Below are 21697 nucleotides of genomic sequence, written 5' to 3'. Positions count from 1 at the left end.
CAAGTTTTTACATAAAAACCAAAGAAATACTAGCACTGCGGGAGCTTCCTCTGGTCGCTTCCTCGTTGCTGTATTGCTACTGGTTTTATGTAAAAAGCTTTCCATTTCCATCCCTAACGCAATCCCGTTTCCATCGATTATCATTAATTTAAAACAAGAAATAAGCAAACTAATCTACCTGATAAACCAGTTTTACAGTGATATTGGCAGTTTTGTTTTTGGACTGCGTATTAAAAGAACCTCCATAAGAAAAATCTTCCGATGAGTTTTGACCTGTAATTTGAAAAACACCCATGTCTGATTTTTTTAGATTTCCTAAACGGGCATCCGCATTTTCTGCGATGCTTTTGGCTCTGGTACTAGCGTCTTTAGTGGCTTCGGCAATCATTTTTATTTTTAGTTCGGCTAATTTGGTGTAGTAATATTCAGGTGGATTCGAATAAAATTCCACACCGGAGTTGATCAGCTCGCTTGATTGTCTCGAAATTTCTTCAATCTTATTTACTTCCTTCGATTGAATACTCACACTTTGGGTCAGCGTGAATCCTGTAAATATTTGTTGCTTGGTAGTCCCATTTTCATTGAAAATGGTTTGAAAATCTTTATTAAAATTCACCGCCGAAAACACCATTTCATTGTCCTTAATCCCTTTTCCGGACAAATAGCTTTTTATTTTATCCCTGTCAATATCAAGCGAAGCATAAGCTTCTTTCAGAGTTGAACTTTTTTTAGAAAAGGAACCGCTCCAAACAATCAAATCAGAAACAAAATCTTTCTTCCCTAATCCCGTTACACTTATCATATTGTTACTTTTATTTCGATTCTGAAAAGCATTCGAAAATAAATAAGAAGAAACAACTACAGCAATTGCAAGAATGATAACATTCAAATTATTTTTAAGCATAACTTTAATTTTTTAAAATTCAATCAAATATAATGATTTAGTAAACTGAATTTTAAAATTTAGTAAGTCTCTTTTTACGAATTTATTTTTTTATTCTTTTGTTTATCTTCTTTTCTCTATTTTCTTTTTTGTCTACTTTTACAAAACAAAATACACACAATGACTTTCGAAAATACTCTTGAATTTGCACAACAGCTCGATTCGCAAGATTCTTTAAAAAAATATCAGGATGAATTTATCTTTCCTCAAGTAAATGGGAAGAAGGTTGTCTATTTTACTGGTAACTCATTAGGGTTACAGCCGAAACGCACAAAAGCTTACGTGGATGAGGTTATGAATGACTGGGCAAACCTTGCCGTTGAAGGTCATTTTTACAGCGAAAAACCTTGGTGGGATTACCACGAAAGATTTGCTAATCCGCTGAGTAAAATAGTTGGGGCGCTTCCAAGTGAAGTTACGGTAATGAATACTTTAACGGTGAATCTTCATTTGTTGATGGTTTCCTTTTACCAACCTACAACAACCAGATATAAAATTATTTGCGAGGAAAAAGCCTTTCCTTCAGATCAATATATGTTTCAAAGCCAAGTTCATTTTCATTCCCGAAACCTCGGGATAGAACCAGAAGATGCTATTGTCGAAATCAAACGTCGCGAAGGCGAACACAATATTCGCTTAGAAGATGTTTTAGCAAAAATTGAAGAAGTTGGTGATGAGTTAGCCTTGGTTTTAATTGGTGGAGTAAATTATTATACGGGACAGGTTTTCGATATGAAAACTATAACGGAAGCTGGCCACAAAGCAGGGGCAATAGTAGGCTGGGATTTGGCTCATGCAGCGGGAAATATTAAATTAGATCTTCATGATTGGAATGTAGATTTTGCGGCCTGGTGCAGTTACAAATACATGAATTCAGGACCTGGAAATGCGTCAGGATGTTTCATTCATGAAAAACACCACAATGATGCTAATTTACCAAGATTTGCCGGTTGGTGGGGACACAATAAAGAACGCCGTTTCAAAATGGAACAAACTTTCGATCCTATCCATGGTGCCGATGGTTGGCAAATAAGCAACTTACCTATACTTTCTTTAGCACCTTATTTGGCATCAGTAGAAATGTTTGATGAAATAGGGATGGATGCTTTAATCGAAAAAAGAGATAGAATCACTTCTTATTTGGAATTTATTCTTCACCAAATTGACAAAGAGGTAAACAGCAGTTTCGAAATTATAACACCGTCAAACCCTGCCGAAAGAGCGTCGCAATTATCAGTTTTGTTGCATGGGGAAGGACGCAGTTTATTTGATTATCTGATGAAAAACGGTGTAATTACAGATTGGCGCGAACCTAATGTGATTCGTTTAGCTCCTGTTCCCTTGTACTGTTCATTTGAAGACATGTACAACTTTGGTCAGATTCTTAAAAAAGGTATTTTAGGATAAGTGAGCTTTTAATCAGAAATAAAATAGTTTGAATTATATAAAAAAAACAATTAATAGTATAATAGAGGAATGGTATTTGAACCTTTACTTTGTCAGGTTATTAATTATAAAATTTAAAGTTATGAAGTCACTATATATTATGTTAATCTCGTTAGTTATATTTTCTTGTCAAAATCAAGGAAAAATGGAAATTCAAAAAGCCAAACAGGCTAGTATTGATTCAATGAAAGTTGCTAATGCTGATTCCATTAAAGTTGCATTTGAGAAACAAGAAGTTATCGATTCTATGCAAATTGAAATGGCGAAAGTTAATGAGCAAAAAGTAGAAGTACAAAGAGAAGTTGTTGTAGTTAATCATGAACCGGGTACCACAACTACAACCACCACTAGAAAAAAGAAAGGTTGGAGTTCAACTGCTAAAGGGGCCGTAATTGGCGCGGGAGTTGGTGCTGCAACTGGTGCAATTGTCAGTAAGAAAAAAGGTCAAGGAGCTATAATAGGTGGTTTATTAGGCGCAGGAGTAGGTGCTGGAACCGGAGCAATTATTGACGGAAACAAACAGAATTAAAAAAATAAATAGTTATAAAAGTTTGAATGCCTGATTTTCAATTGAAAATCAGGCATTTTTTGTTAGGTTAAAAAGATTTAGTTGGCTGGTTTTTTCTAGCATATTGAAAACGATCCACTAATTTGGGTAAACAATAGCCATCGAGTCCATTTATTGCCACCACATTTCCCTTGTCAATTTGTAGCCACCCATCTTTGTGTTGCAATTCTTCGTCAAAAAATAAATTTTCGATTGATGCAATAATATGAATCGTATCATTTTCCTTGATGTAATATTCATTTACATATTTGCAATACAATTGAACGGGACTTCCTTTTACAAACGGAATTTCTATATTATTTTTATACTCTTCTTCCAGATTGGTTTTGTCAAATTCAGAAATTCCCAGTTCGTAATTCGCCGAGGTATGATGGGCATCTTTAATCATATCAACCGTAACGTGATTGACAGTGAAGTAACCGGTTTCTCTTATGTTTTTGTATGTATCTCTGGGAACAGTTGTAGGTCGCATGATAAATCCAATTAATGCAGGATTGCTTCCTAAATGGGTCACACTACTAAAAATTGCGACATTTGATTCTCCGTGAAGGGATTTTGTTGCAAGTAAATTAGCTGATTTATATCCGGTACAAGAATTAATCAAATTCAATCTTTCGATTTTTTCCATTTGAGAAATGTAGTCTTTAGAAATGTGCTTCATGTCTTTATTAATTTAAAACAAATATACTTTTTGTTTAATGAAATAAGAAATAATTTAAACAAATAATTATAGGTTGAAAAGAAAATACTGGACAATATTTTTATTTCAAAAAGCAATTAAAAATAAATTGTTTAAAATAACTTACAAATCATATATATTTGTTTACCAATTTATTCGAAAATGAAAAAGCTCAAAAAAGTCCTTCTGGTTTTACTTTCTTTAGTCATGATTCTAGCAATAGCATTAATTATTTATGGTTTTTATCTAAAACCGAAATACGAAGGAGAATTGCAGCTGAAAAACATTCAGAAAGAAACGACCGTTTACTTTGATGATTTTGGGGTACCACATATTTATGCCGAGAATTCAAAAGATGCGATGGAAGCTTTAGGTTATGTACATGCACAAGATCGATTGTGGCAAATGGAATTGATGCGACGTATTGCGCCGGGACGATTGTCAGAAATATTTGGTTCGGTTGCATTGAAAAATGACAAGTTTTTCGCAGGACTTGGTATCGAAGATGCTTCTGCAAAAGCGATTGCTACATTAGATAAAAATAGTCCAAGTTATCAGCTGACCATGGCTTATTTGGACGGAATAAATCAATATGTTGAAGAAGGTAAAACACCGATTGAATTTCAGTTAATTGGAATAAAAAAAGAAAAATTCACCATAAAGGATGTTTATAATATATTTGGATATATGTCTTTTAGTTTTGCGATGGCCCAAAAATCAGATCCATTGTTGACTGATATTCGAAATAAATATGGAATGAATTATCTGAAGGATTTTGGTTTGGATGGTTCTTTCAATACCACCCGAATTAAAAATGCACAGGAAAAACCACAAGAATATGTTGCTATTGCTAAGTCAATTGCTTCGCTTTTAGACCAGTCTCCTATTCCTCCTTTTGTAGGAAGTAATAGCTGGGTCATTGCACCACAAAAAACAAAAAATGGGAAAGTGATTTTTGCCAACGATCCTCATATTGGATTTTCGCAGCCTGGAACGTGGTATGAAGCGCATATTGTAACGCCATATTTCGAATTGTACGGCTGTTATTTGGCGGGAACACCATTTCCTTTGCTAGGGCATAACAGAGAATATGCGTACGGTTTGACGATGTTTGAGAATGATGATATTGATTTTTATCAAGAAGAAAATAATCCTTATGATGCCACTAAATATAGAACGCCGGTAGGATTTAGTAAATATCAAACCACCAAGAAAATAATAAAAGTTAAAGATTCTGCGGATGTAGTTTTGAATTTAAAAATCAGCCGTCATGGACCAATCATGAATGATTTAATTGATGGTTTAAATAAAGATAAACCAGTTGCAATGTCTTGGATTTACACGCAACAGCCCATAAAAATTCTGGATGCTGTGTATATGCTTTCGCATTCTAAAAGTAAGGATGATTTTCAAAAAGGGGTCGCTTTAATTGCCGCTCCAGGATTGAACGTTATGTATGGCGATGCAAAAGGAAATGTGGGCTGGTGGGCAACAGGGAAATTATACAAACATAATGAAGGCGTAAATACTAATTTTATTTTGGATGGCGCCAGCGGAAAAGATGACATTACTGAATACTTGGATTTCTCCAAAAATCCTTCTGCGGTAAATCCCGAATGGAATTATGTATATTCTGCTAATAATCAACCAGAACCCATTGACGGATTTTTATATCCGGGTTATTACCTTCCAGAAGATAGGGCCAAAAGAATTACAAAATTATTGGAACCAAAATCCAATTGGGATAAAGAAGCAGTTAGCAAAATGATTTTCGATAATACTTCATTAGTGACAACTGAGACTGCTAAAAATTTAACTTCCAATGTGGATTATAATTCACTTTCCCAAAATGAAAAAGCAGCAATCGCTATTTTAAAATCATGGAAAGGAACTAATAATCTCAATGATGTAGCGCCGACGATTTATAATAAATGGGTTTATTTTTACTTAAAAAACACGTTTGAGGACGAATTGGGTTCCGCTAATTTTAAACAATTTTTGGCAACGCATATCATGAAACAAATAGTTGCGAAACAAATGACTAATGAAAATTCATTATGGTGGGATAATATTGCAACCAAAAACAAGAAAGAAACCAAAAGTGAAATTCTGTCTAAATCTTTTAAAGAAGCGGTTGTCTCACTGGAAAAACAGCTAGGAAATTCCGTTGCGTCTTGGACTTGGAATAAAGTGCATGTTCTGGAGCATCAGCATCCTTTAGGGAAAGTGGCGGCACTTCGATGTATGTTTAATGTGGGTCCATTTGAAGTTCCGGGAACAAATGAAGTGATCAATAATCAATTTTTTGACTATACCGATGAAGCAAAATATGTAGTAAAAGGAGGTCCGTCGACGAGAAGAATTGTAGATTTTTCGGATGTAGAAAACAGTTGGAGTATTTTGCCAACAGGGCAATCAGGGAATCCCCTGAGTTCTCATTATAGCGATCAAGCAGATTTATACAACGCTGGAAAGTTTAGAAAAATGAAAATGAATAAAGCAGAGATTATTAAGACTTCGACAAAATTAGTTTTCAGTCCTAAATAAAATATTGTTAGAAAGAGCTGTATTTATATTGATTTTCTGCTTTCCTGCTTAAAATGGTTTTTAGTTGATAGCAGGATTTGCGTGAGGGAGTGAAGTGGAAATCCTTTTTTGAGGAACGAAAAAAAGATTGCAACGAAAAGCCCGACCCGACTTTTTTGGGAGGGTCACGCCCAAATAAATCTGCTAAATTGCCTGATTGTGTTGATTATTACTTAATTTTGCGGACTTATCATTTATTTTTTTCTTGATGCAAACTCCTAAAAAAATAGCGATTGTTGGTTCTGGATTAGTCGGTTCCCTATTAGCTATTTATCTCCGCAAAGCTGGTCATACTGTTCATGTTTATGATAGAAGTCCAGATATTCGACAAATTCAGTTTTCTGGACGTTCCATAAATTTAGCCATGTCTAACCGTGGTTGGAAAGCATTGGACGGTGTGGGAGTGGGCGACGATGTGCGAACGATTGCTATTCCCATGGACAAACGCGCAATCCATTTAGTTGATAAACTCAATTTTCAGAATTACGGACAAGAGGGCGAATCCATTTATTCGATTTCGAGAGGTACTTTGAATCGGAAAATGATAGATTTAGCGGAAAAAGCAGGAGCTGAATTTTTCTTTGAGCATAAAATTTGGGATGTTACTTTAGATGATGCGACTTTGCACATTGGTGAAACCGAAAGAGGGGCGTGGGAGGATGAGAAATACGATATGGTTTTTGGTGCTGACGGCGCTTTTTCGAGAATTCGCCACCGCATGCAACGTCAAAGTATGTTTAATTACTCTCAGGAATTTTTAAATATGGGGTATAAGGAATTAAATATTCCTGCCAACCTGGATGCTTCTCACAAATTAGATAAGAATTCTTTTCATATTTGGCCACGAGGCAAGTACATGCTGATTGCATTGCCTAATTTAGACGGAAGTTTTACCTGTACTTTGTTCATGCCTTTTGAGGGAGAAAACTCTTTTGCGTCATTGACTGATAGGAAATTAGTAGAGGAATTTTTTGAAAAGAATTTGCCTGATACAATTGAGGTTATTCCAAAATTAGCCGAAGATTTCTTCAAAAATCCAACCAGTACGCTGGTAACCATGAAATGTTTTCCGTGGACTTATCAGGATAAAGTGGCTTTAATTGGCGATGCCTGTCATGCAATTGTTCCGTTTTATGGGCAAGGAATGAATGCTGGCTTTGAAGACATTTCGGTGCTTTATGAAATGATTGAAAAGTATGGTGATGATTGGAAAACGATTTTTTCAGAATATGAAAAGTCCCGTAAACCCAATGCCGATGCGATTGCCGAACTTTCGTATCGCAATTTTATGGAAATGAGTTCTAAAACTGCCGATGAGAAATTCCTTTTGCAAAAGAAAATAGAGAAATCATTTTCCGATAAATATCCCGAAAAATGGGTTCCACTTTATAGTCGAGTAACATTTAGCGATCGTCCTTATGCCGAGGCTTTGGCGATTGGCGATTATCAAAACGCTATTATGGAGCAGGTTTTGAATTTGGAAAATATAGAAACTATTTGGGATACTAAAGAGGTAGAGAATATAATATTGGAACTTTTAAGTAAAAAGTAATAATCAAAATTCAACTATAAAATTTTAATAGTTGAATTTTGATTGAAAAAATTAATCCTCTTCGCGATGTACTTTTGTAAAGTCGAAAGCCGGTTTACAAATGGCAATGTATTCGCAAGGTTGGTCAAATGGATTTGAATATTGAACTCTGGTGTTTTTCTCGATTTTTATGGATTGTCCTGTTTCAAGAATGACAATTTCCCCTTCGATATTAAATTGTTTTTTACCTTTTATAATATAAGTATACTCCTCAAATTCTGGCGTTTGAAAAGGTTCGCTCCATTTCGGCGGTGCAATCATGTGCGCAATAGAAATTTCCGGATTGTTGGTTGTTGCTATTCCATGATGCTCTTCAATTAATTTTCCGTCTGTGGTTGGAACTACAAATGGCGTTTTTTGTATAAAATATTTTTTCATATTTGGATTTTTTTTGAAATGCGCTTCAAGAAGGTTTAATTCTGAAAGGTTGCTGTGAACTTATTTTTTAAACATTTTTGACAAAACGCCAAAAGCTCCTCTAATAAATGTGGCGCTGGTAAGTACCTTAAGAACTGATTTCCCTACAACGTCAGCAGTACTAGGTCCTTTGTTTTCTTCCTTTTTATCTGCTTTTTCTTGCTCTTGCTCCGCAACTTCCTGTTCGACTACGGATATTTTTTTATTGAGCATTTCATAAGCACTTTCGCGGTCAATAAGTTCGCTGTATTTTTTTACCAGCTTCGATTTGTTATTAATTTCTTGAATTTCGCTTTCAGTTAAAATGTCCATTCTGCTCATAGGCGCACGCATCATTGTGGCTGCAAGCGGTGTTGGGATTCCTTTTTCGTTCAAAGCGGAAACCAATGCTTCTCCAATTCCAAGGCTGGTTAATACTTCATCAGTTTTGTAATATTCTGAAATTGGATAATTATCCGCTGTTTTTTTAATCGCATCTCTGTCATTAGCAGTAAAAGCTCTTAAAGCATGTTGTATTTTTAAACCTAATTGCGCTAAAACACCACTAGGGATATCCATCGGATTTTGGGTAATAAAGTAGATTCCAATTCCTTTAGATCGAATTAGTTTAATGATGGTTTCTATTTGGTCAAGCAATGTTTTACTTGCTTCATTGAAAATCAAATGGGCTTCGTCAATAAAAATGACTAATTCAGGTTGGTCCACATCTCCTTTTTCAGGCATTTGCTGGTATATTTCAGCTAGCAAACTCAACATGAATGTTGAGAATAATTTTGGTTTGTCTTGAATATCCGTCAAGCGAACGATATTTATGTATCCTTTACCGGTTTCGTCAATACGCATTAAATCTTCGATGTCAAAAGACATTTCTCCAAAAAACAATTCTGCTCCCTGTTGTTCCAGTTCTATTATTTTTCTAAGAATAATACCCGTGGTAGAAGTGGATATTTTTCCGTAATTTTCTTCAATCTCATCCTTTCCTTCCTCGGTAATATAATTGATCACTTTTTTGATGTCTTTTAAATCCAATAAAGGCATTTTATTGTCATCGCAAAATTTGAAAATTACTGAAACTACTCCTGATTGGGTGTCATTCAAATCTAGTATTCGTGAAAATAAAACAGGACCAAATTCTGAAACAGTAGCGCGAAGACGAACCCCATTTTGTTCGGACAGGGATAGTAATTCAACAGGAAAGCTGGATGTAGAATACGAGATGTTTATTTTGGCATGACGTTCAGTTATAAAGGGTTTTTCCTCCCCTTCTTTTGCAATACCGCTAAAATCACCTTTTATATCCATCATCAATACGGGAATCCCAAACGACGATAATTGTTCCGAAAGTACTTGAATGGTTTTAGTTTTTCCAGTACCAGTAGCCCCCGCAATTAATCCATGGCGGTTTAAGGTTTTTAAAGGGATTTTAACCGGAGCGTCAGGTAAAGCTTCGCCATCAAGGATAGCTCCGCCTAGAATGATACTTTCCCCTTTTGAATTGTAACCTTCATTAATGTTTAGTATAAAAGCTTCCTTTCTGTCCATGATACATTTAAATTAAAATTATATGCAAGTTATTGTTTTTTTTTAAAATGATGTTATTTTTAGTATTTACTGCTGTTTTATTCCTTTTTTGTTAACAATTGTTAAAAAAAACATTTTATTTGTCTTCTGTGACTATATTGAAATATTACTATAATATATCATAAAAGACTATGTATATATAAATATAATGATTAAATTTATTATATATATTGATATAAATGCAAACTAATATGAGTTAGTGTGTTTATTGAAATTAAATTAATTGTAATAAAATAAAAAAAAGTTTTTTTATTTAAACTAAAAATATAAATTTGCTCCACTACAAGTTTATTATAACTAAAGATTATTATTTAAAACTATTAAAATTAAAAAAAATGGCAAACGTTAAAAAAGAAAACGGTTCAAAAGGAGGAGGAATGATTTCAGGAATCATTATTGTGGCATGTGTTTTGGTTGGATGGTTGATATGGAATTTTATAATGGGTAATGGTGCGAATTTTGAAGGAGGATCGAATACTGGTCACCCACTACCGGGAAATTATTTGGCTATGGTATACAAAGGGGGACCTATTGTACCAATTTTATTAGGTTGTTTATTAATGGTTATTGTATTTTCTTTTGAGCGTTTTGCGGTAATTTCAAAAGCAGCAGGTAAAGGGAATCTTGATCAATTCATGATAAGTGTACAAAACGACATTAAAGCTGGAAATATTGAAGGAGCTATTGCTTCATGTGACAAACAAAAAGGTTCTGTTGCAAATCCAATAAAATCTGCTTTGTTGAAATACCAAGAAGTTAAAAGAGAAGGTTTAGATAGCGAAGCAGCTGCGGAAACGATTCACAAAGAAATAGAAGAAGTTACTTCACTAGAAATGCCAATGTTAGAAAAACATATGACTATTCTTTCTACTATGGTATCATTGGGTACACTTGCAGGTTTACTAGGAACGGTGACGGGTATGATTAAAGCATTTAGTGCTTTGTCTGCTGCTGGAACTCCAGATTCATCTGCTCTTGCAAATGGTATTTCAGAGGCCTTGATTAATACAGCTACAGGAATTTCGACTTCTGCATTAGCTATTATCGCTTACAACTTCTTTACTTCAAAAATTGATACCTTGACTTATTCTATCGATGAGGCAGGTAATACAATTGTAAATACTTACAGACATTTCAGAAGTACACAAAAATAATTAATAATTTAACTAACAAGGAAATAGAAGTCTGGAAAACAGATTCTATTTTCTTGTAAGTATAAAAAAGAATATTAATGGCTATAAAGATGCAAAAAAAAGCAGGGTCGACTGATATGACAGCAATGTGTGATGTCGCCTTTCTTTTGTTGTCGTTCTTCGTGATGACAGCAACAGCTAGGATACCGGAAGCGTTGCCAGTAGATACGCCTGCGTCGATAACTCAAACTAAGTTACCTGAAAAGGACTTAGCTACCATAACGGTAGGAAAAGGAAAAGTATTTTTTGATTTGAAAGGAAGAGAAGTTCGTAAAAGAACGCTTGAATTAATGGGTCAAAAATACGGTGTTGCATTTACAGAGGAGGAATCTTCAAAATTTGCTTTAATGGAAGGTATTGGTGTTCCAATTACCAACTTGAAGCAATTGATTGCCATGAAAACTGCTGACAGAAGTAAACCGGGTTTACAGCCAGGTGTACCTAAAGATTCACTTGATAATCAATTGAAAGAATGGGTTTATAATGCTCGTATTGCAAATATTGAGGTTGATGACAAAGAATTGCAATTTGCCATAAAAGGAGATGCAAAAGAAGAGTATCCAGCTATATTAAAAGTTATGGATATTTTACAAGACCAAAAAATCAATAGCTTCAATTTAATTACTGGTTTAAGAGCAATAGATAAATAACTAAAAAAATACACTAAAATGGCTGAATTAAATACCGGCGACGGTGGAGGCAAAAAAGGTGGAAAAGTAAGAAGTAAAAAATCAAACTCAAAAGTAGATTTAACTGCTATGGTAGATTTGGCCTTCTTATTGATTACGTTCTTTATGCTTACCACGTCCTTGTCTAAACCGCAATCTATGAATTTGGGTTTGCCGGATAAAGAAGAGGATAAAAATAAAGATAAGCCACTTAAAGTTGACGAAAATCGTACGATGACAGTGATGTTAGGAGATAATGATAAAATGGTTTATTATATGGGTTTATTGGCTACTCCCAAGGTAGGTCCAACAGAAATTTCGTATGGTAAAGAAGGTATTCGTAAAGAATTGTTGAAAAGAAAAAAATCAGTAGTTGAATACACTGGAAACAAAGACAAAGGTCTGATCGTAATTATCAAACCAAGTAAGAAATCAAATTACCGTAACTTAGTAGATATTCTAGACGAGATGAACATTGTTGGAGTACCTTCAAATGCAATTGTAAATGATTTTTCTCCGGAGGAACTAAAATTGTTAGAAGGTAAATAAGGAAAGTCTTATTGCTCAATAACCTAATAATTAAGAAATATGAAATTAGATATTTTCACAAACCAATGGCTTGATATTGTATTCGAGGGTCGTAACAAAGCTTATGGAGCTTATGATCTAAGAAAATCAAATACCAAGACTACAGTGAGGGCGCTTATATTTGGAGCAATTGTTTTTGCTTTAGCTGTTAGTACACCGCTTATTTTAAGTTTACTTCCAGATTCAGCTGAAAATGATGCTGCTTTAGATCAAAAAATTGTAAGTATTAAACTGCCACCTAAGAAGGAAGAAATTAAGAAAGATCTACCGCCTCCTCCGCCACCACCTCCAAAAGTTGATCAAGTAAAATTTGTGAAACCAGTGGTTGCAAAAGCTGAGGAAGTTACAGAAGAGCCGCCTAAAACTATCGAAATAAAAGATAAAAAATTAGGAGCTGAGACTATAAAAGGAGATCCAGACGCAGTATTGACGGTAGAACCTGTTGGTAATGGCCCAAGTGCTGTTGTTGAAGAAGATAACCAAATTTATAACACAGCAGGGATTGAAGTTAAACCCGATTTTCCGGGTGGAATTGATAAATTTTATAAATTTGTCGGTAGTAATTTCCAACCACCAGAAGAAGGAAATGGAGGTAAGGTCTATGTTACTTTTGTAGTTGAAAAAGATGGTTCATTAACTGATATCAAAGTAATACGAGATATTGGTTATGGTACAGGAAAAGAAGCTATACGTGTTTTGAAAAAGTGTCCTAGATGGTCGCCTGGAGAACAAAATGGTAAAAAAGTTAGAGTGCTTTATTCTCTTCCTATTACTATTCAATCTCCAGAATAATGTTAGTTAAGACATTCAAAAATATTCAGAAGAAATCGCTTAAAGAGCGATTTCTTCTCGTTATAGGAATTTTGTTTTTTTTGGTGTATCTTGTATTGGGTTTAGTTATTATATTTTGGAAAGCTTTTCCATTAAATATGGCACCTGGTTATAGAATTGCTTTTGGGGTCATTCTAATTGTATATTCGTTTTTAAGATTTCTAAGGTTTTTTAATTCTAATGAAGAATAGTATGTCTAAAAATAGTGCAATTTTAGTTTTTTTTGTTAGTGCTGTTTTACTTTCGGCCTGTAATCAAAAGGAACAAAAGAAGCAAGGTCAAGAAACAATATTGAAAGGCTCTACATCGATTTTTGTAGATGAGACCTTAATGCCTGTACTTGAAGAACAGGTTGCTGTTTTTGAAAGTAACTATGAGGCTAAAATTAAACTTATTCCAAAATCTGAAGTAGAAGCAGTGAATGCTTTAGTTGACGAAAAATCAGCCATTGCAGTTTTGGCTAGAAAGTTATCTGGTGAGGAAATGAAAATATTTGATCAAAAGAAGATTATTCCTAAAGTGACTAAATTTGCCACAGATGGAGTGGCTTTAATTTCGAATATTAAAAGCAATGATACATTAGTTGATTTGAAAGAGGTCATCAATTTCATGCAAGGAAAACCAAGCACTACAATTAAAGGGCTTGTTTTTGATAATCCAAATTCAAGTACGGTTAGTTATATGAATGCTTTGGCAGGACTTAAGACGATTCCACAAAAAGGTGTTTTTTCATTTAAAACAAATGATGAAGTGATTAAATACGTTTCTGAAAATGAAGGTATGGTCGGGATAGTTGGCGTTAATTGGCTTTTTCAACCTATGCCTGATATGCAAAAGTATATTGATAAAATTAATATCATGAGTGTAAAAGGATTTAAAAACGAAAATTATTATGAGCCTTCACAAAACAATATTGCCGAAGGTACTTATCCTTTGGCACGCGATTTGTATATAATAAATTGTCAGGGATATTCTGGTTTAGGAATGGGATTTGCCTCATTTGTTGCTGGGGACATCGGACAAAGAATAATTTTAAAATCTGGTTTGCTCCCAGTGCGTATTCCAGCAAGGAATATCACTATTAAGAGAAAGACCAAGAGTAATATTAAAAAATAAACATAAATAAAGATGAATAAATTTAAAATTTTCAGTGTTGCTTTATTGGCTTCGGTAAGCTTAAGTCAAGCTCAAGATTTGAATCAAGCAAAAAAAGCAATAGACGCAGAGCAGTTCGAAAGTGCAAAATCGATGTTAAAAACAATTGTAAACTCTAAACCGTCAAATGGTAGAGCTGCTTTTTTATTAGGTAATATTTATTTAACTCAAAATGTTGAAGATAGTGCTAAAATCTATTTTCAAAAAGGTTTGACAGGTAGTGAAGGCGGTAAGCTTAACTACATTGGTTTAGGACAAATGGATCTTGACAATGGAAACTCAGCCGCTGCACAAGCAAATTTTACTTTGGCTACTAAGGACGTTAAAAAGAAAGATGTAGAAGAGTTTGTTTATATTGGTAAAGCATATATGAATTCTACAAAACCGGATTATAAAAGTGCAATTGCAATTTTGAACAGAGCCAAAATTAATAATCCGCAAGATGCTCAAGTTTTACTTGAACTTGGGAATGCTTTTTATGGCGACAAAAACCAAAATGAAGCGTATGTTTCATACCGTAATGCTTTTCAAGCAGATGCAACCTTAATAAGAGCTAAAATGCAATTAGGTGTTTTACTTAAAGGAGCTAAAGCGTATACTGAAGCTGTAAAAGCATATGATAATGTAATTGCGACTAGTCCTAATTATGGACCGGTTTATCGTGAATTAGCTGAAACTTATTATTTATGGGGAAGAAATGAACCTGCAAAAGGTAAAGAATATTTGAAAAAAGCATTAGATTATTATGAGAAATATATGAGTTTAACAGATTATTCGTTAGCCTCTCGTATGCGTCATGCTGATTTTCTAATCTTGGCAGGTGATTACGTGGCATTGGAAGCGGAAGCCAATAAAATGAAGAAATTAGATAATGTTAATCCTAGAATTCTTAGGTATTTAGGATATTCTGCATATGAAAATGGAAATGTTGATGTTGCGATAAAATCATTAGAAAGTTTTATTTCTAATCCAACAAATAAAATAATTGCAAAAGATTACATGTATTTAGGTTTTACCAGAATTAAAAAAGCAATAAGTGCAGATGGTAAATCTATTGACGCAGCTCTATTCAATAAAGGTATGATGGATGTTAAAAAATCTGTTGAAATGGAAATCACAATGACTAATGATCTTCAGGATACTGGTAAAAAATTGTTTGAGCAAAAATTTTATAACGAAGCAGCAGCTGTTTTTGAGCTAGCAACAACAAATAAAGAATCTAGAAATTACTTACTTGATAATTTCTATTTAGGAAACTCTATTTATTTTTATAATACTAGAAAGGATGTTGTTAAAGTAGATGCAGTAGCACTTCAAAAAGCAGATGTAGCATTTGGAAACGTTATCGAAGCATCTCCAACTACTCAAGACGCATATATCTATAGAGCTAGAACAAATAGATTATTAGAAAAAGATGATTTAACAATTAAGTTTTATGAAGCTTATATTAAAGTTGTTACAGATAAAGGTGCCGAAGAATTAGCTAAACCGGCTACTAAAACAAAATTAATAGAGGCAAACAACAACATTGCTGTAATCTATTCTAAAACGGATAAAACGAAAGCAAAAGAATATCTAAACAAAACGCTTGCTATTGATCCAGCTAATCAATACGCTTTAGACGCATTGAAATCGTTGAAATAATTTACATATTTCATTACCTAAAAACCGATAGTTCATAAGGACTATCGGTTTTTTTTTGAGCATAAACAGTAGGATTAATTGCTAGGATTAATCCCGCTATTTGCTCTATCTTTTTTAAGTTCAAAAAATGCCCTTAAAAAAGGATGTCACTTCTATCGGGGCTAGCAGCTATAATTAGTGATTTTCAGAAAGCATTTTTAAAAATTCAAATTAACTCCTTTTCTAATTAACTATCTTTGCACTTTAAAATTAAATAATGTTATCAAAAGAAATACAATTAGAAGTTAATAAAGGCGCAATGCTTCCATTGATGGAAGAGTTCTACACCATTCAAGGTGAAGGGTTTCATACCGGTACAGCGGCGTATTTTATTAGAATAGGAGGATGTGATGTTGGTTGCCATTGGTGCGATGTTAAGGAAAGTTGGAATGCTGAATTACACCCGCCAACAAGTATAGATTTGATTGTTGCCAATGCAAATAAATATGCGGACACGGTTGTAGTTACTGGTGGAGAACCTTTGATGTGGGATATGACTTTGCTAACGGACAGGCTAAAAGAACAAAACTTACGCGTACATATTGAAACCTCAGGAGCTTATCCGCTTTCAGGAACTTGGGATTGGATTTGTCTTTCGCCAAAGAAAAACAAATTACCCACAGAAACTGTTTATGAAAATGCACATGAACTGAAAGTAATTATTTATAATAAACATGATTTTATTTTTGCAGAAGAACAAGCCGAAAAAGTAAATCCAAATGCTATTTTATTCCTTCAGCCAGAATGGAGTAAAAAAGAAGAGATGACACCATTAATCGTGGAATATGTAATGAACAATCCGAAATGGCGTGTATCATTACAAACACATAAATATTTGAATATCCCTTAATAAACAAATACCCCAAGCTGTAATTACATTTTGGGGTATTTTGATAAAAGAGTACAGCTGAGCTACCAGTCTTTTTGTTTTTTCAATTCGATAATATGCGTTAAATGATGGTTTCCATGCCATGCATAGGTTCCTATTATTTCCTTGATTTTAAATTCGCTATTATGTTCCGGATGAATAAAGGTTTTTTCTAAATCTTCTTCATTTAAACTTTTCATTAAATATGCTAATCTATAATGTAATCCTTCTAGAAAAGACAATGTGGGTTGAATTGGCATGGCTAAATTATCATGCATTTCTGCCCAACGGTCTTCATGATAGAATTTTATTATGGGTTTATCTTCTGTCAAAGCCCATTTGATTCTAATGAAACAATTCATGTGGCTATCGGCGCAATGATGAATCACTTGTCGAACGGTCCAGCCATCTTGTCGATAAGGCGTGTCGAGTTGTTCGTCTGTTAAATAAATCACTTCTTTATTTAGTCGTTCTGGGAAACTTTCGATTTCAGCTATTTTTTCAGCCAGATAATTATTGGAATAGAATTCTGGCGTAATAAATTTTCCAATGGGGTAACGTAATTTTTCTATTTCTGAATTTTCCATAATAATGTGATTAGTCTTTATTCCTGGCTCTTTCTTCTTTTTCTAAATCGAAAGCTTCGCTAAATAATCATAATGCTCACCTTCAAGAATTAATTCGCATTGAAATCCATTATCTAAAGCAGCATTTTGCAAAGTATTATAATCAATGAACATCCAATCGAATGGTTTTTCCTTTTCTCCTTTATAGGAGATATTAAAAACAATTTCGCCATAATATTCCTTTTTTGAAGGAATCCACTTCCCGCCATCTTCATCATCATCAAACATATAAATTATATCAGAACTGTCCAATAGAATTTGTCCGCCAGGATTTAATAAAGATTTTAGTTTTAGAAGGAAACTTGGAATATTTTTCAATTTCCCACACATTCCAGCTCCATTCATTAAAAGTAATATTGTGTCGTACTTTTCATTCTCTAGTGTCATCACATCCTGAACTTTTGCATTCTTTAATCCACGAAGTGTACATGCTTGGATTGCATTTGCAGAAATATCAATTGAAGTAACATCTAAATTCCGTTCGTTTTGTAAAGACAAACTATGGCTACCTGCGCCACAACCTACATCTAGGATTTTACCTTTGGCAAGTTGTAATGCTTGTTGTTCCATTTCTGGCATTTCATCATAAGAGCGAAATAAATAGGCGACGGACATTTCATCTTCTTCAGAAATGGTAGTCTCCGTGATTAAATCTTCGGGAGCATTATTAGTTTGATAATCGAGTATGGCTTTGCCAAAAAGGTCTTTCATTGTTTGTAATTCAAAATTCAACATTCATTAATCTATAATCCTCGTTCAAAAAGTGTTAGTTTTGTAGAAAATTTAAACTTTCAAATTGAAACCTACTTTAAACGAACTTCCTAAAGAAGCCAAAGATAAGCATATCGAAAACAAAAAGTATTTTGATAAGCTGAAAAAGAAGACGCCAAAGAATTTAGATTATGTAATGCAGGATTTACATGACGCTGAATTCAAAAAAACAGATTGTTTAAAATGTGCCAATTGCTGTAAAACAACTGGGCCACTATTTACTTCAGCTGATATTGAGCGTGTGTCGAAATATTTGAGACAAAAGCCGCAGCAATTTATAGAACAATATTTGCGTGTTGATGAAGACCAGGATTATGTTTTGCAAAGTGTACCATGCACTTTTTTAGATTATGAAAATGCTTGTATGATTTATGATGTCCGACCAAAAGCGTGCCGGGAATTTCCGCATACGGATAGAAAGAAATTTCAACAAATTACAGATCTAACTTTGAAAAATGTTGCTATATGTCCAGCAGCTTTTAATATTGTGGAGGAGATGAAAAAAAAATTGCCGCTATAATATGACTTTTAGATGGTAATTCTTGATGATTATTTTGTTGTTATTTGTAGATCAAATATTTTTCTCTCATTTTTTTAAACTCATTAAGTCCTTTCTTCCAGCTTTCTCTGATTTCCTTTTCCGAGTTTCCACTTTCTATTTGCTGCTGAAGTTTCTTAGTTCCGGCTAATTTTGTAAAAAAAGAATTAAAGAATTTGGTTTTGTCAGGGGTTGCAGTATAGGCTTTAATAAGCCATTTCAATTCCAGTTTATTCACTCTTAGATATGTTGACAAATCTTCACCATAGCAAAGTACTCCATTATAAACTGGGTTTTGGGCACCTAAATTTGGTTTTGGAGTAAATGTAAAATCACTCTTTGGCAAATAAGGTGAGCCATAAATTTGAAATTGTTTTTCGGTACCGCGACCCACACTGACATTCGTCCCTTCAAAAAGACATAAACTTGCATATAAATTTACCGCTTGATCGTTAGGAAGATTTGGTGATGGTTTTATTGGTAAACTGTAATTCATTTTTCTATTGTAATAAAGACATTGAATCACTGTCAATTTACATTGAATTCCATTCTTCAGCCATTTTTCTCCATTTATCATTTGTGCATATTCACCAATAGACATTCCGTGAAGTAAAGGAATTGGATGCATACCCACGAAACTCGTGAATTCTTTTTCTAAAATTGGTCCGTCCACTATACTTCCATTAGGATTGGGTCTGTCAAGAATGAGTAGTGGAATATTGTTTTCGGCGCAAGCTTCCATAATATAATGTAAGGAGGAAATATAGGTGTAAAATCGAGCACCCACATCTTGCAAGTCAAAAACCATAATTTCTATTCCAGCTAATTGTTCTGGTTTTGGTTTTTTATTGTCACCATAAAGCGAAATGATTGGCAATCCTGTTTTAGGATCCCTTCCGTCAACAACATGTTCGCCGGCATCTGCAGTTCCGCGAAAACCGTGTTCGGGAGCAAAAATGGTTTTGATTGCAATGTCTTTTCCTAAGAGAAAATCGACTAAATGAGTTTTGTTTGATAATATACCAGTTTGGTTGGTTACAATGCCAATTTTTTTATCTTTTAATAATGGTAGATAAGTATCAAAATTATCAGCGCCAGTTTTAATATCATTCTTGGAAATACTTGTTACTTTTATTAAACTGTCGTTTTTCATTTCCTGCGCTTGCGTTTTTTTGGTCGTACAGGAGATTAGAGTAGTAAATAAAAATAAAAGCGAAAATGTATTTTTTATAAATGGAGCCATGTGATAAATCATAATAAAATTAATGTGTATTAGTGTAATTCGTGTTTTAGCTGTATTTTTGGCACAAGCGACGCAAACTGGCTTAGCAAATCTAAAATAGAAATTGAATCAACTTGAATTTAGAATACTTCATCGCCAAAAGACTCATTACGGCTAAAGATTATAAAAGTAGCATATCTGCACCAATTATAAAAATTGCAATTTCGGCAATTGCTATTGGTATGATCATGATGATTATTTCTGTTGCAACGGGAATTGGGTTGCAACAAAAAATTAGGGAAAAGGTTTCTGCTTTCAATGGGCATATTATTATTTCGAATTACGACAACAATCAATCGGAAGTTACGCTGGTGCCTATTTCCAAGAAGCAGGATTTTTATCCAAAGTTTAATTCCGTTCCAGGAATAAGTCATATTCAAGCCATCGCGACTAAAGCCGGGATTATAAGGACCGAAACAGCTTTTGAAGGAATTATTCTAAAAGGAGTTGGAAAAGATTACCAATGGAATAACATTAAAGAATATCTGGTTTCGGGTAAGTTGCCTGATTTTTCTAAAGACCTAAATCAAGAAGTGCTGATTTCTCAATTCCTAGCTAATAGACTAAATCTGAAAGTTGGCGATTCCTTTAATACTTTCTTTATCAAAGAAGGTCAAAATAAACTACCTAACATCCGAAGATTCAAAATCACGGGCATTTTTAACTCAGGATTTCAAGAATTTGATGCTACTTATGTAATAGGTGACATAAGGCACCTACAACGCATCAATAAATGGAGTCCAAACGAAGTGGGGGCATTCGAAGTTTTTGTAAATGATTTCAATAATATAAAAACAACCGGTGAGCAGGTCTATGAGCAAACTGCCTCAACGCTTGATACAAAAACCATAATTGAAAAATACAGCTACATATTTGAGTGGCTTCAATTATTCGATTTCAATATCATAATCATACTAGTAGTTATGATCTTGGTGGCAACAATTAACATGGTCGTTGCGCTATTAGTTCTTATTCTCGAACGAACCCAGATGATAGGGATACTAAAAGCAGTAGGAGCCGATAATTGGGCCGTCAGAAAAATATTTCTCTACAACGCATTTTACCTTATAGTACGAGGGTTGTTTTGGGGGAATCTTATAGGGATATCGTTGTTGTTAATTCAGCAACATTTTGGTATAATCAAACTCAACCCGGAAAATTACTATGTCAACCAAGCTCCAGTGTATCTTAATTGGGGTTACATACTGTTATTAAATTTACTTACGGTTACCGTTTGTTTCCTAGTGTTGCTAATTCCTTCCTATATAATAACCAAAATATCTCCGGTAAAAGCCATCCGTTTCGATTAGACAATCATTTGGGCGTTTCCCTTTATAAAAAAGAGGCTATTATCAATAAAGGTAATAGCCTCTTTTTTATAAACGGTCGGGCTATTCGCTACAAGTCCTCGTCAAGTTGCGTTTCCCTCCAATTTTCTGCGGGCTTTCCACTGCTATCCCTAACGCGGGCAACTAACCAGCGACTTTATTATTTCTATGAAGGGAAAATTTCTAGCAGCTAGGTCTATTTCATTCCATTTTCTTGTGGGTTTTACTTTCCTTTCTTAACCCAGTACAACATACCGCTCACTTTGTCACTTCGAAAAGAGAGACCTCATTGACTAGTATTCATTTGTTACCTTATATATAGGACTGTACTTTTACTACCTATATATAATGACAA

Annotated in this window: 20 protein-coding genes; 13 read left to right on the top strand and 7 right to left on the bottom strand. The window is 34.1% G+C overall.

The features are described 5' to 3' along the window. Window positions 1–169: 169 nt before the first annotated feature. Window positions 170–904 (bottom strand): SIMPL domain-containing protein, encoded by a 735-nt coding sequence (locus tag IWX84_RS14465; RefSeq protein ID WP_196851468.1) that lies wholly within the window; start codon window positions 902–904, stop codon window positions 170–172. Between the two features lie 159 nt (window positions 905–1063). Here IWX84_RS14465 and kynU point away from each other — a divergent pair, with 159 nt between their 5' ends. After that, window positions 1064–2350 carry a kynureninase gene (gene kynU, locus IWX84_RS14460; RefSeq protein ID WP_196851467.1) on the top strand — a complete coding sequence of 429 codons (1287 nt, stop codon included), beginning with the start codon at window positions 1064–1066 and terminating at the stop codon, window positions 2348–2350. 121 nt (window positions 2351–2471) lie between these two features. Continuing rightward, a complete protein-coding gene (locus IWX84_RS14455) occupies window positions 2472–2918 on the top strand; it encodes a glycine zipper family protein (protein ID WP_196851466.1) in 447 nt (148 codons plus the stop codon). A gap of 67 nt (window positions 2919–2985) precedes the next feature. On the opposite strand, the gene IWX84_RS14450 is transcribed toward IWX84_RS14455, so the two are convergent. Then, entirely contained in the window at window positions 2986–3618 is a 633-nt protein-coding gene (locus tag IWX84_RS14450; protein ID WP_196851465.1) for a flavin reductase family protein, read from the bottom strand. Window positions 3619–3798: 180 nt separating this feature from the next. Here IWX84_RS14450 and IWX84_RS14445 point away from each other — a divergent pair, with 180 nt between their 5' ends. Continuing rightward, window positions 3799–6183 carry a penicillin acylase family protein gene (locus tag IWX84_RS14445; protein WP_196851464.1) on the top strand — a complete coding sequence of 795 codons (2385 nt, stop codon included), beginning with the start codon at window positions 3799–3801 and terminating at the stop codon, window positions 6181–6183. A gap of 247 nt (window positions 6184–6430) precedes the next feature. Beyond that, window positions 6431–7774, top strand: coding sequence for an FAD-dependent oxidoreductase (locus tag IWX84_RS14440; RefSeq protein WP_196851463.1), 1344 nt, complete (start codon window positions 6431–6433; stop codon window positions 7772–7774). A gap of 51 nt (window positions 7775–7825) precedes the next feature. Here IWX84_RS14440 and IWX84_RS14435 read toward each other — a convergent pair whose 3' ends face one another. Together IWX84_RS14435 and IWX84_RS14430 are read right to left on the bottom strand one after the other, a co-directional pair. After that, complete coding sequence (locus IWX84_RS14435) at window positions 7826–8191, bottom strand: cupin domain-containing protein (RefSeq protein ID WP_196851462.1); 366 nt, start codon at window positions 8189–8191, stop codon at window positions 7826–7828. 60 nt (window positions 8192–8251) lie between these two features. Next, on the bottom strand, window positions 8252–9772 hold the full coding sequence (locus IWX84_RS14430; RefSeq protein WP_196851461.1) for a helicase HerA-like domain-containing protein: 1521 nt from the start codon (window positions 9770–9772) through the stop codon (window positions 8252–8254). A gap of 374 nt (window positions 9773–10146) precedes the next feature. On the opposite strand from IWX84_RS14430, the gene IWX84_RS14425 reads away from it, so the two are divergent. The 7 genes from IWX84_RS14425 to IWX84_RS14395 all read left to right on the top strand — a co-directional run bounded on the left by IWX84_RS14425 (window position 10147) and on the right by IWX84_RS14395 (window position 16779). Then, window positions 10147–10965, top strand: a complete 819-nt coding sequence (locus IWX84_RS14425) for a MotA/TolQ/ExbB proton channel family protein (RefSeq protein ID WP_196851460.1) — start codon at window positions 10147–10149, stop codon at window positions 10963–10965. Between the two features lie 77 nt (window positions 10966–11042). Beyond that, window positions 11043–11654, top strand: a complete 612-nt coding sequence (locus IWX84_RS14420) for an ExbD/TolR family protein (RefSeq protein ID WP_196851459.1) — start codon at window positions 11043–11045, stop codon at window positions 11652–11654. 18 nt (window positions 11655–11672) lie between these two features. Continuing rightward, complete coding sequence (locus IWX84_RS14415) at window positions 11673–12221, top strand: ExbD/TolR family protein (RefSeq protein WP_196851458.1); 549 nt, start codon at window positions 11673–11675, stop codon at window positions 12219–12221. A gap of 39 nt (window positions 12222–12260) precedes the next feature. Further along, window positions 12261–13052, top strand: coding sequence for an energy transducer TonB (locus IWX84_RS14410; protein WP_196851457.1), 792 nt, complete (start codon window positions 12261–12263; stop codon window positions 13050–13052). A gap of 231 nt (window positions 13053–13283) precedes the next feature. Next, window positions 13284–14207, top strand: coding sequence for a PstS family phosphate ABC transporter substrate-binding protein (locus IWX84_RS14405; protein ID WP_231385500.1), 924 nt, complete (start codon window positions 13284–13286; stop codon window positions 14205–14207). A 12-nt stretch (window positions 14208–14219) separates the two neighbouring features. Further along, window positions 14220–15890: a tetratricopeptide repeat protein gene (locus IWX84_RS14400; protein ID WP_196851455.1), complete on the top strand. Its 1671-nt coding sequence runs from the start codon at window positions 14220–14222 to the stop codon at window positions 15888–15890. A 256-nt stretch (window positions 15891–16146) separates the two neighbouring features. Beyond that, window positions 16147–16779 carry a 7-carboxy-7-deazaguanine synthase QueE gene (locus tag IWX84_RS14395; RefSeq protein WP_196851454.1) on the top strand — a complete coding sequence of 211 codons (633 nt, stop codon included), beginning with the start codon at window positions 16147–16149 and terminating at the stop codon, window positions 16777–16779. 62 nt (window positions 16780–16841) lie between these two features. On the opposite strand, the gene IWX84_RS14390 is transcribed toward IWX84_RS14395, so the two are convergent. Beyond that, window positions 16842–17384 carry a YfiT family bacillithiol transferase gene (locus IWX84_RS14390; RefSeq protein WP_196851453.1) on the bottom strand — a complete coding sequence of 181 codons (543 nt, stop codon included), beginning with the start codon at window positions 17382–17384 and terminating at the stop codon, window positions 16842–16844. Window positions 17385–17426: 42 nt separating this feature from the next. Continuing rightward, a complete protein-coding gene (locus tag IWX84_RS14385) occupies window positions 17427–18134 on the bottom strand; it encodes a class I SAM-dependent methyltransferase (RefSeq protein WP_196851452.1) in 708 nt (235 codons plus the stop codon). Window positions 18135–18219: 85 nt separating this feature from the next. On the opposite strand from IWX84_RS14385, the gene IWX84_RS14380 reads away from it, so the two are divergent. Continuing rightward, window positions 18220–18714 carry a YkgJ family cysteine cluster protein gene (locus IWX84_RS14380; protein ID WP_196851451.1) on the top strand — a complete coding sequence of 165 codons (495 nt, stop codon included), beginning with the start codon at window positions 18220–18222 and terminating at the stop codon, window positions 18712–18714. A gap of 40 nt (window positions 18715–18754) precedes the next feature. On the opposite strand, the gene IWX84_RS14375 is transcribed toward IWX84_RS14380, so the two are convergent. Further along, complete coding sequence (locus IWX84_RS14375; RefSeq protein ID WP_410743753.1) at window positions 18755–19975, bottom strand: exo-beta-N-acetylmuramidase NamZ domain-containing protein; 1221 nt, start codon at window positions 19973–19975, stop codon at window positions 18755–18757. A gap of 113 nt (window positions 19976–20088) precedes the next feature. Here IWX84_RS14375 and IWX84_RS14370 point away from each other — a divergent pair, with 113 nt between their 5' ends. After that, on the top strand, window positions 20089–21324 hold the full coding sequence (locus IWX84_RS14370) for an ABC transporter permease (RefSeq protein WP_196851449.1): 1236 nt from the start codon (window positions 20089–20091) through the stop codon (window positions 21322–21324). Window positions 21325–21697 lie beyond the last annotated feature (373 nt).

The organism is Flavobacterium sp. CG_9.10 (assembly GCF_015752245.1).
Taxonomy (GTDB): domain Bacteria; phylum Bacteroidota; class Bacteroidia; order Flavobacteriales; family Flavobacteriaceae; genus Flavobacterium.
The sequence above is the reverse complement of the archived record's forward strand: the minus strand, read 5'-3'. Positions and strand labels throughout refer to the sequence as shown.

Coding starts and splice junctions, on each gene's coding strand:
- IWX84_RS14390 (WP_196851453.1), bottom strand. CDS start 17,384: ATGGAAAATTCAGAAATAGAAAAATTACGTTACCCCATTGGAAAATTT.
- IWX84_RS14375 (WP_410743753.1), bottom strand. CDS start 19,975: ATGGCTCCATTTATAAAAAATACATTTTCGCTTTTATTTTTATTTACT.
- IWX84_RS14445 (WP_196851464.1), top strand. CDS start 3,799: ATGAAAAAGCTCAAAAAAGTCCTTCTGGTTTTACTTTCTTTAGTCATG.
- IWX84_RS14415 (WP_196851458.1), top strand. CDS start 11,673: ATGGCTGAATTAAATACCGGCGACGGTGGAGGCAAAAAAGGTGGAAAA.
- IWX84_RS14435 (WP_196851462.1), bottom strand. CDS start 8,191: ATGAAAAAATATTTTATACAAAAAACGCCATTTGTAGTTCCAACCACA.
- IWX84_RS14430 (WP_196851461.1), bottom strand. CDS start 9,772: ATGGACAGAAAGGAAGCTTTTATACTAAACATTAATGAAGGTTACAAT.
- IWX84_RS14450 (WP_196851465.1), bottom strand. CDS start 3,618: ATGAAGCACATTTCTAAAGACTACATTTCTCAAATGGAAAAAATCGAA.
- IWX84_RS14410 (WP_196851457.1), top strand. CDS start 12,261: ATGAAATTAGATATTTTCACAAACCAATGGCTTGATATTGTATTCGAG.
- IWX84_RS14395 (WP_196851454.1), top strand. CDS start 16,147: ATGTTATCAAAAGAAATACAATTAGAAGTTAATAAAGGCGCAATGCTT.
- IWX84_RS14400 (WP_196851455.1), top strand. CDS start 14,220: ATGAATAAATTTAAAATTTTCAGTGTTGCTTTATTGGCTTCGGTAAGC.
- kynU (WP_196851467.1), top strand. CDS start 1,064: ATGACTTTCGAAAATACTCTTGAATTTGCACAACAGCTCGATTCGCAA.
- IWX84_RS14440 (WP_196851463.1), top strand. CDS start 6,431: ATGCAAACTCCTAAAAAAATAGCGATTGTTGGTTCTGGATTAGTCGGT.
- IWX84_RS14385 (WP_196851452.1), bottom strand. CDS start 18,134: ATGAAAGACCTTTTTGGCAAAGCCATACTCGATTATCAAACTAATAAT.
- IWX84_RS14455 (WP_196851466.1), top strand. CDS start 2,472: ATGAAGTCACTATATATTATGTTAATCTCGTTAGTTATATTTTCTTGT.
- IWX84_RS14420 (WP_196851459.1), top strand. CDS start 11,043: ATGGCTATAAAGATGCAAAAAAAAGCAGGGTCGACTGATATGACAGCA.
- IWX84_RS14465 (WP_196851468.1), bottom strand. CDS start 904: ATGCTTAAAAATAATTTGAATGTTATCATTCTTGCAATTGCTGTAGTT.
- IWX84_RS14425 (WP_196851460.1), top strand. CDS start 10,147: ATGGCAAACGTTAAAAAAGAAAACGGTTCAAAAGGAGGAGGAATGATT.
- IWX84_RS14405 (WP_231385500.1), top strand. CDS start 13,284: ATGTCTAAAAATAGTGCAATTTTAGTTTTTTTTGTTAGTGCTGTTTTA.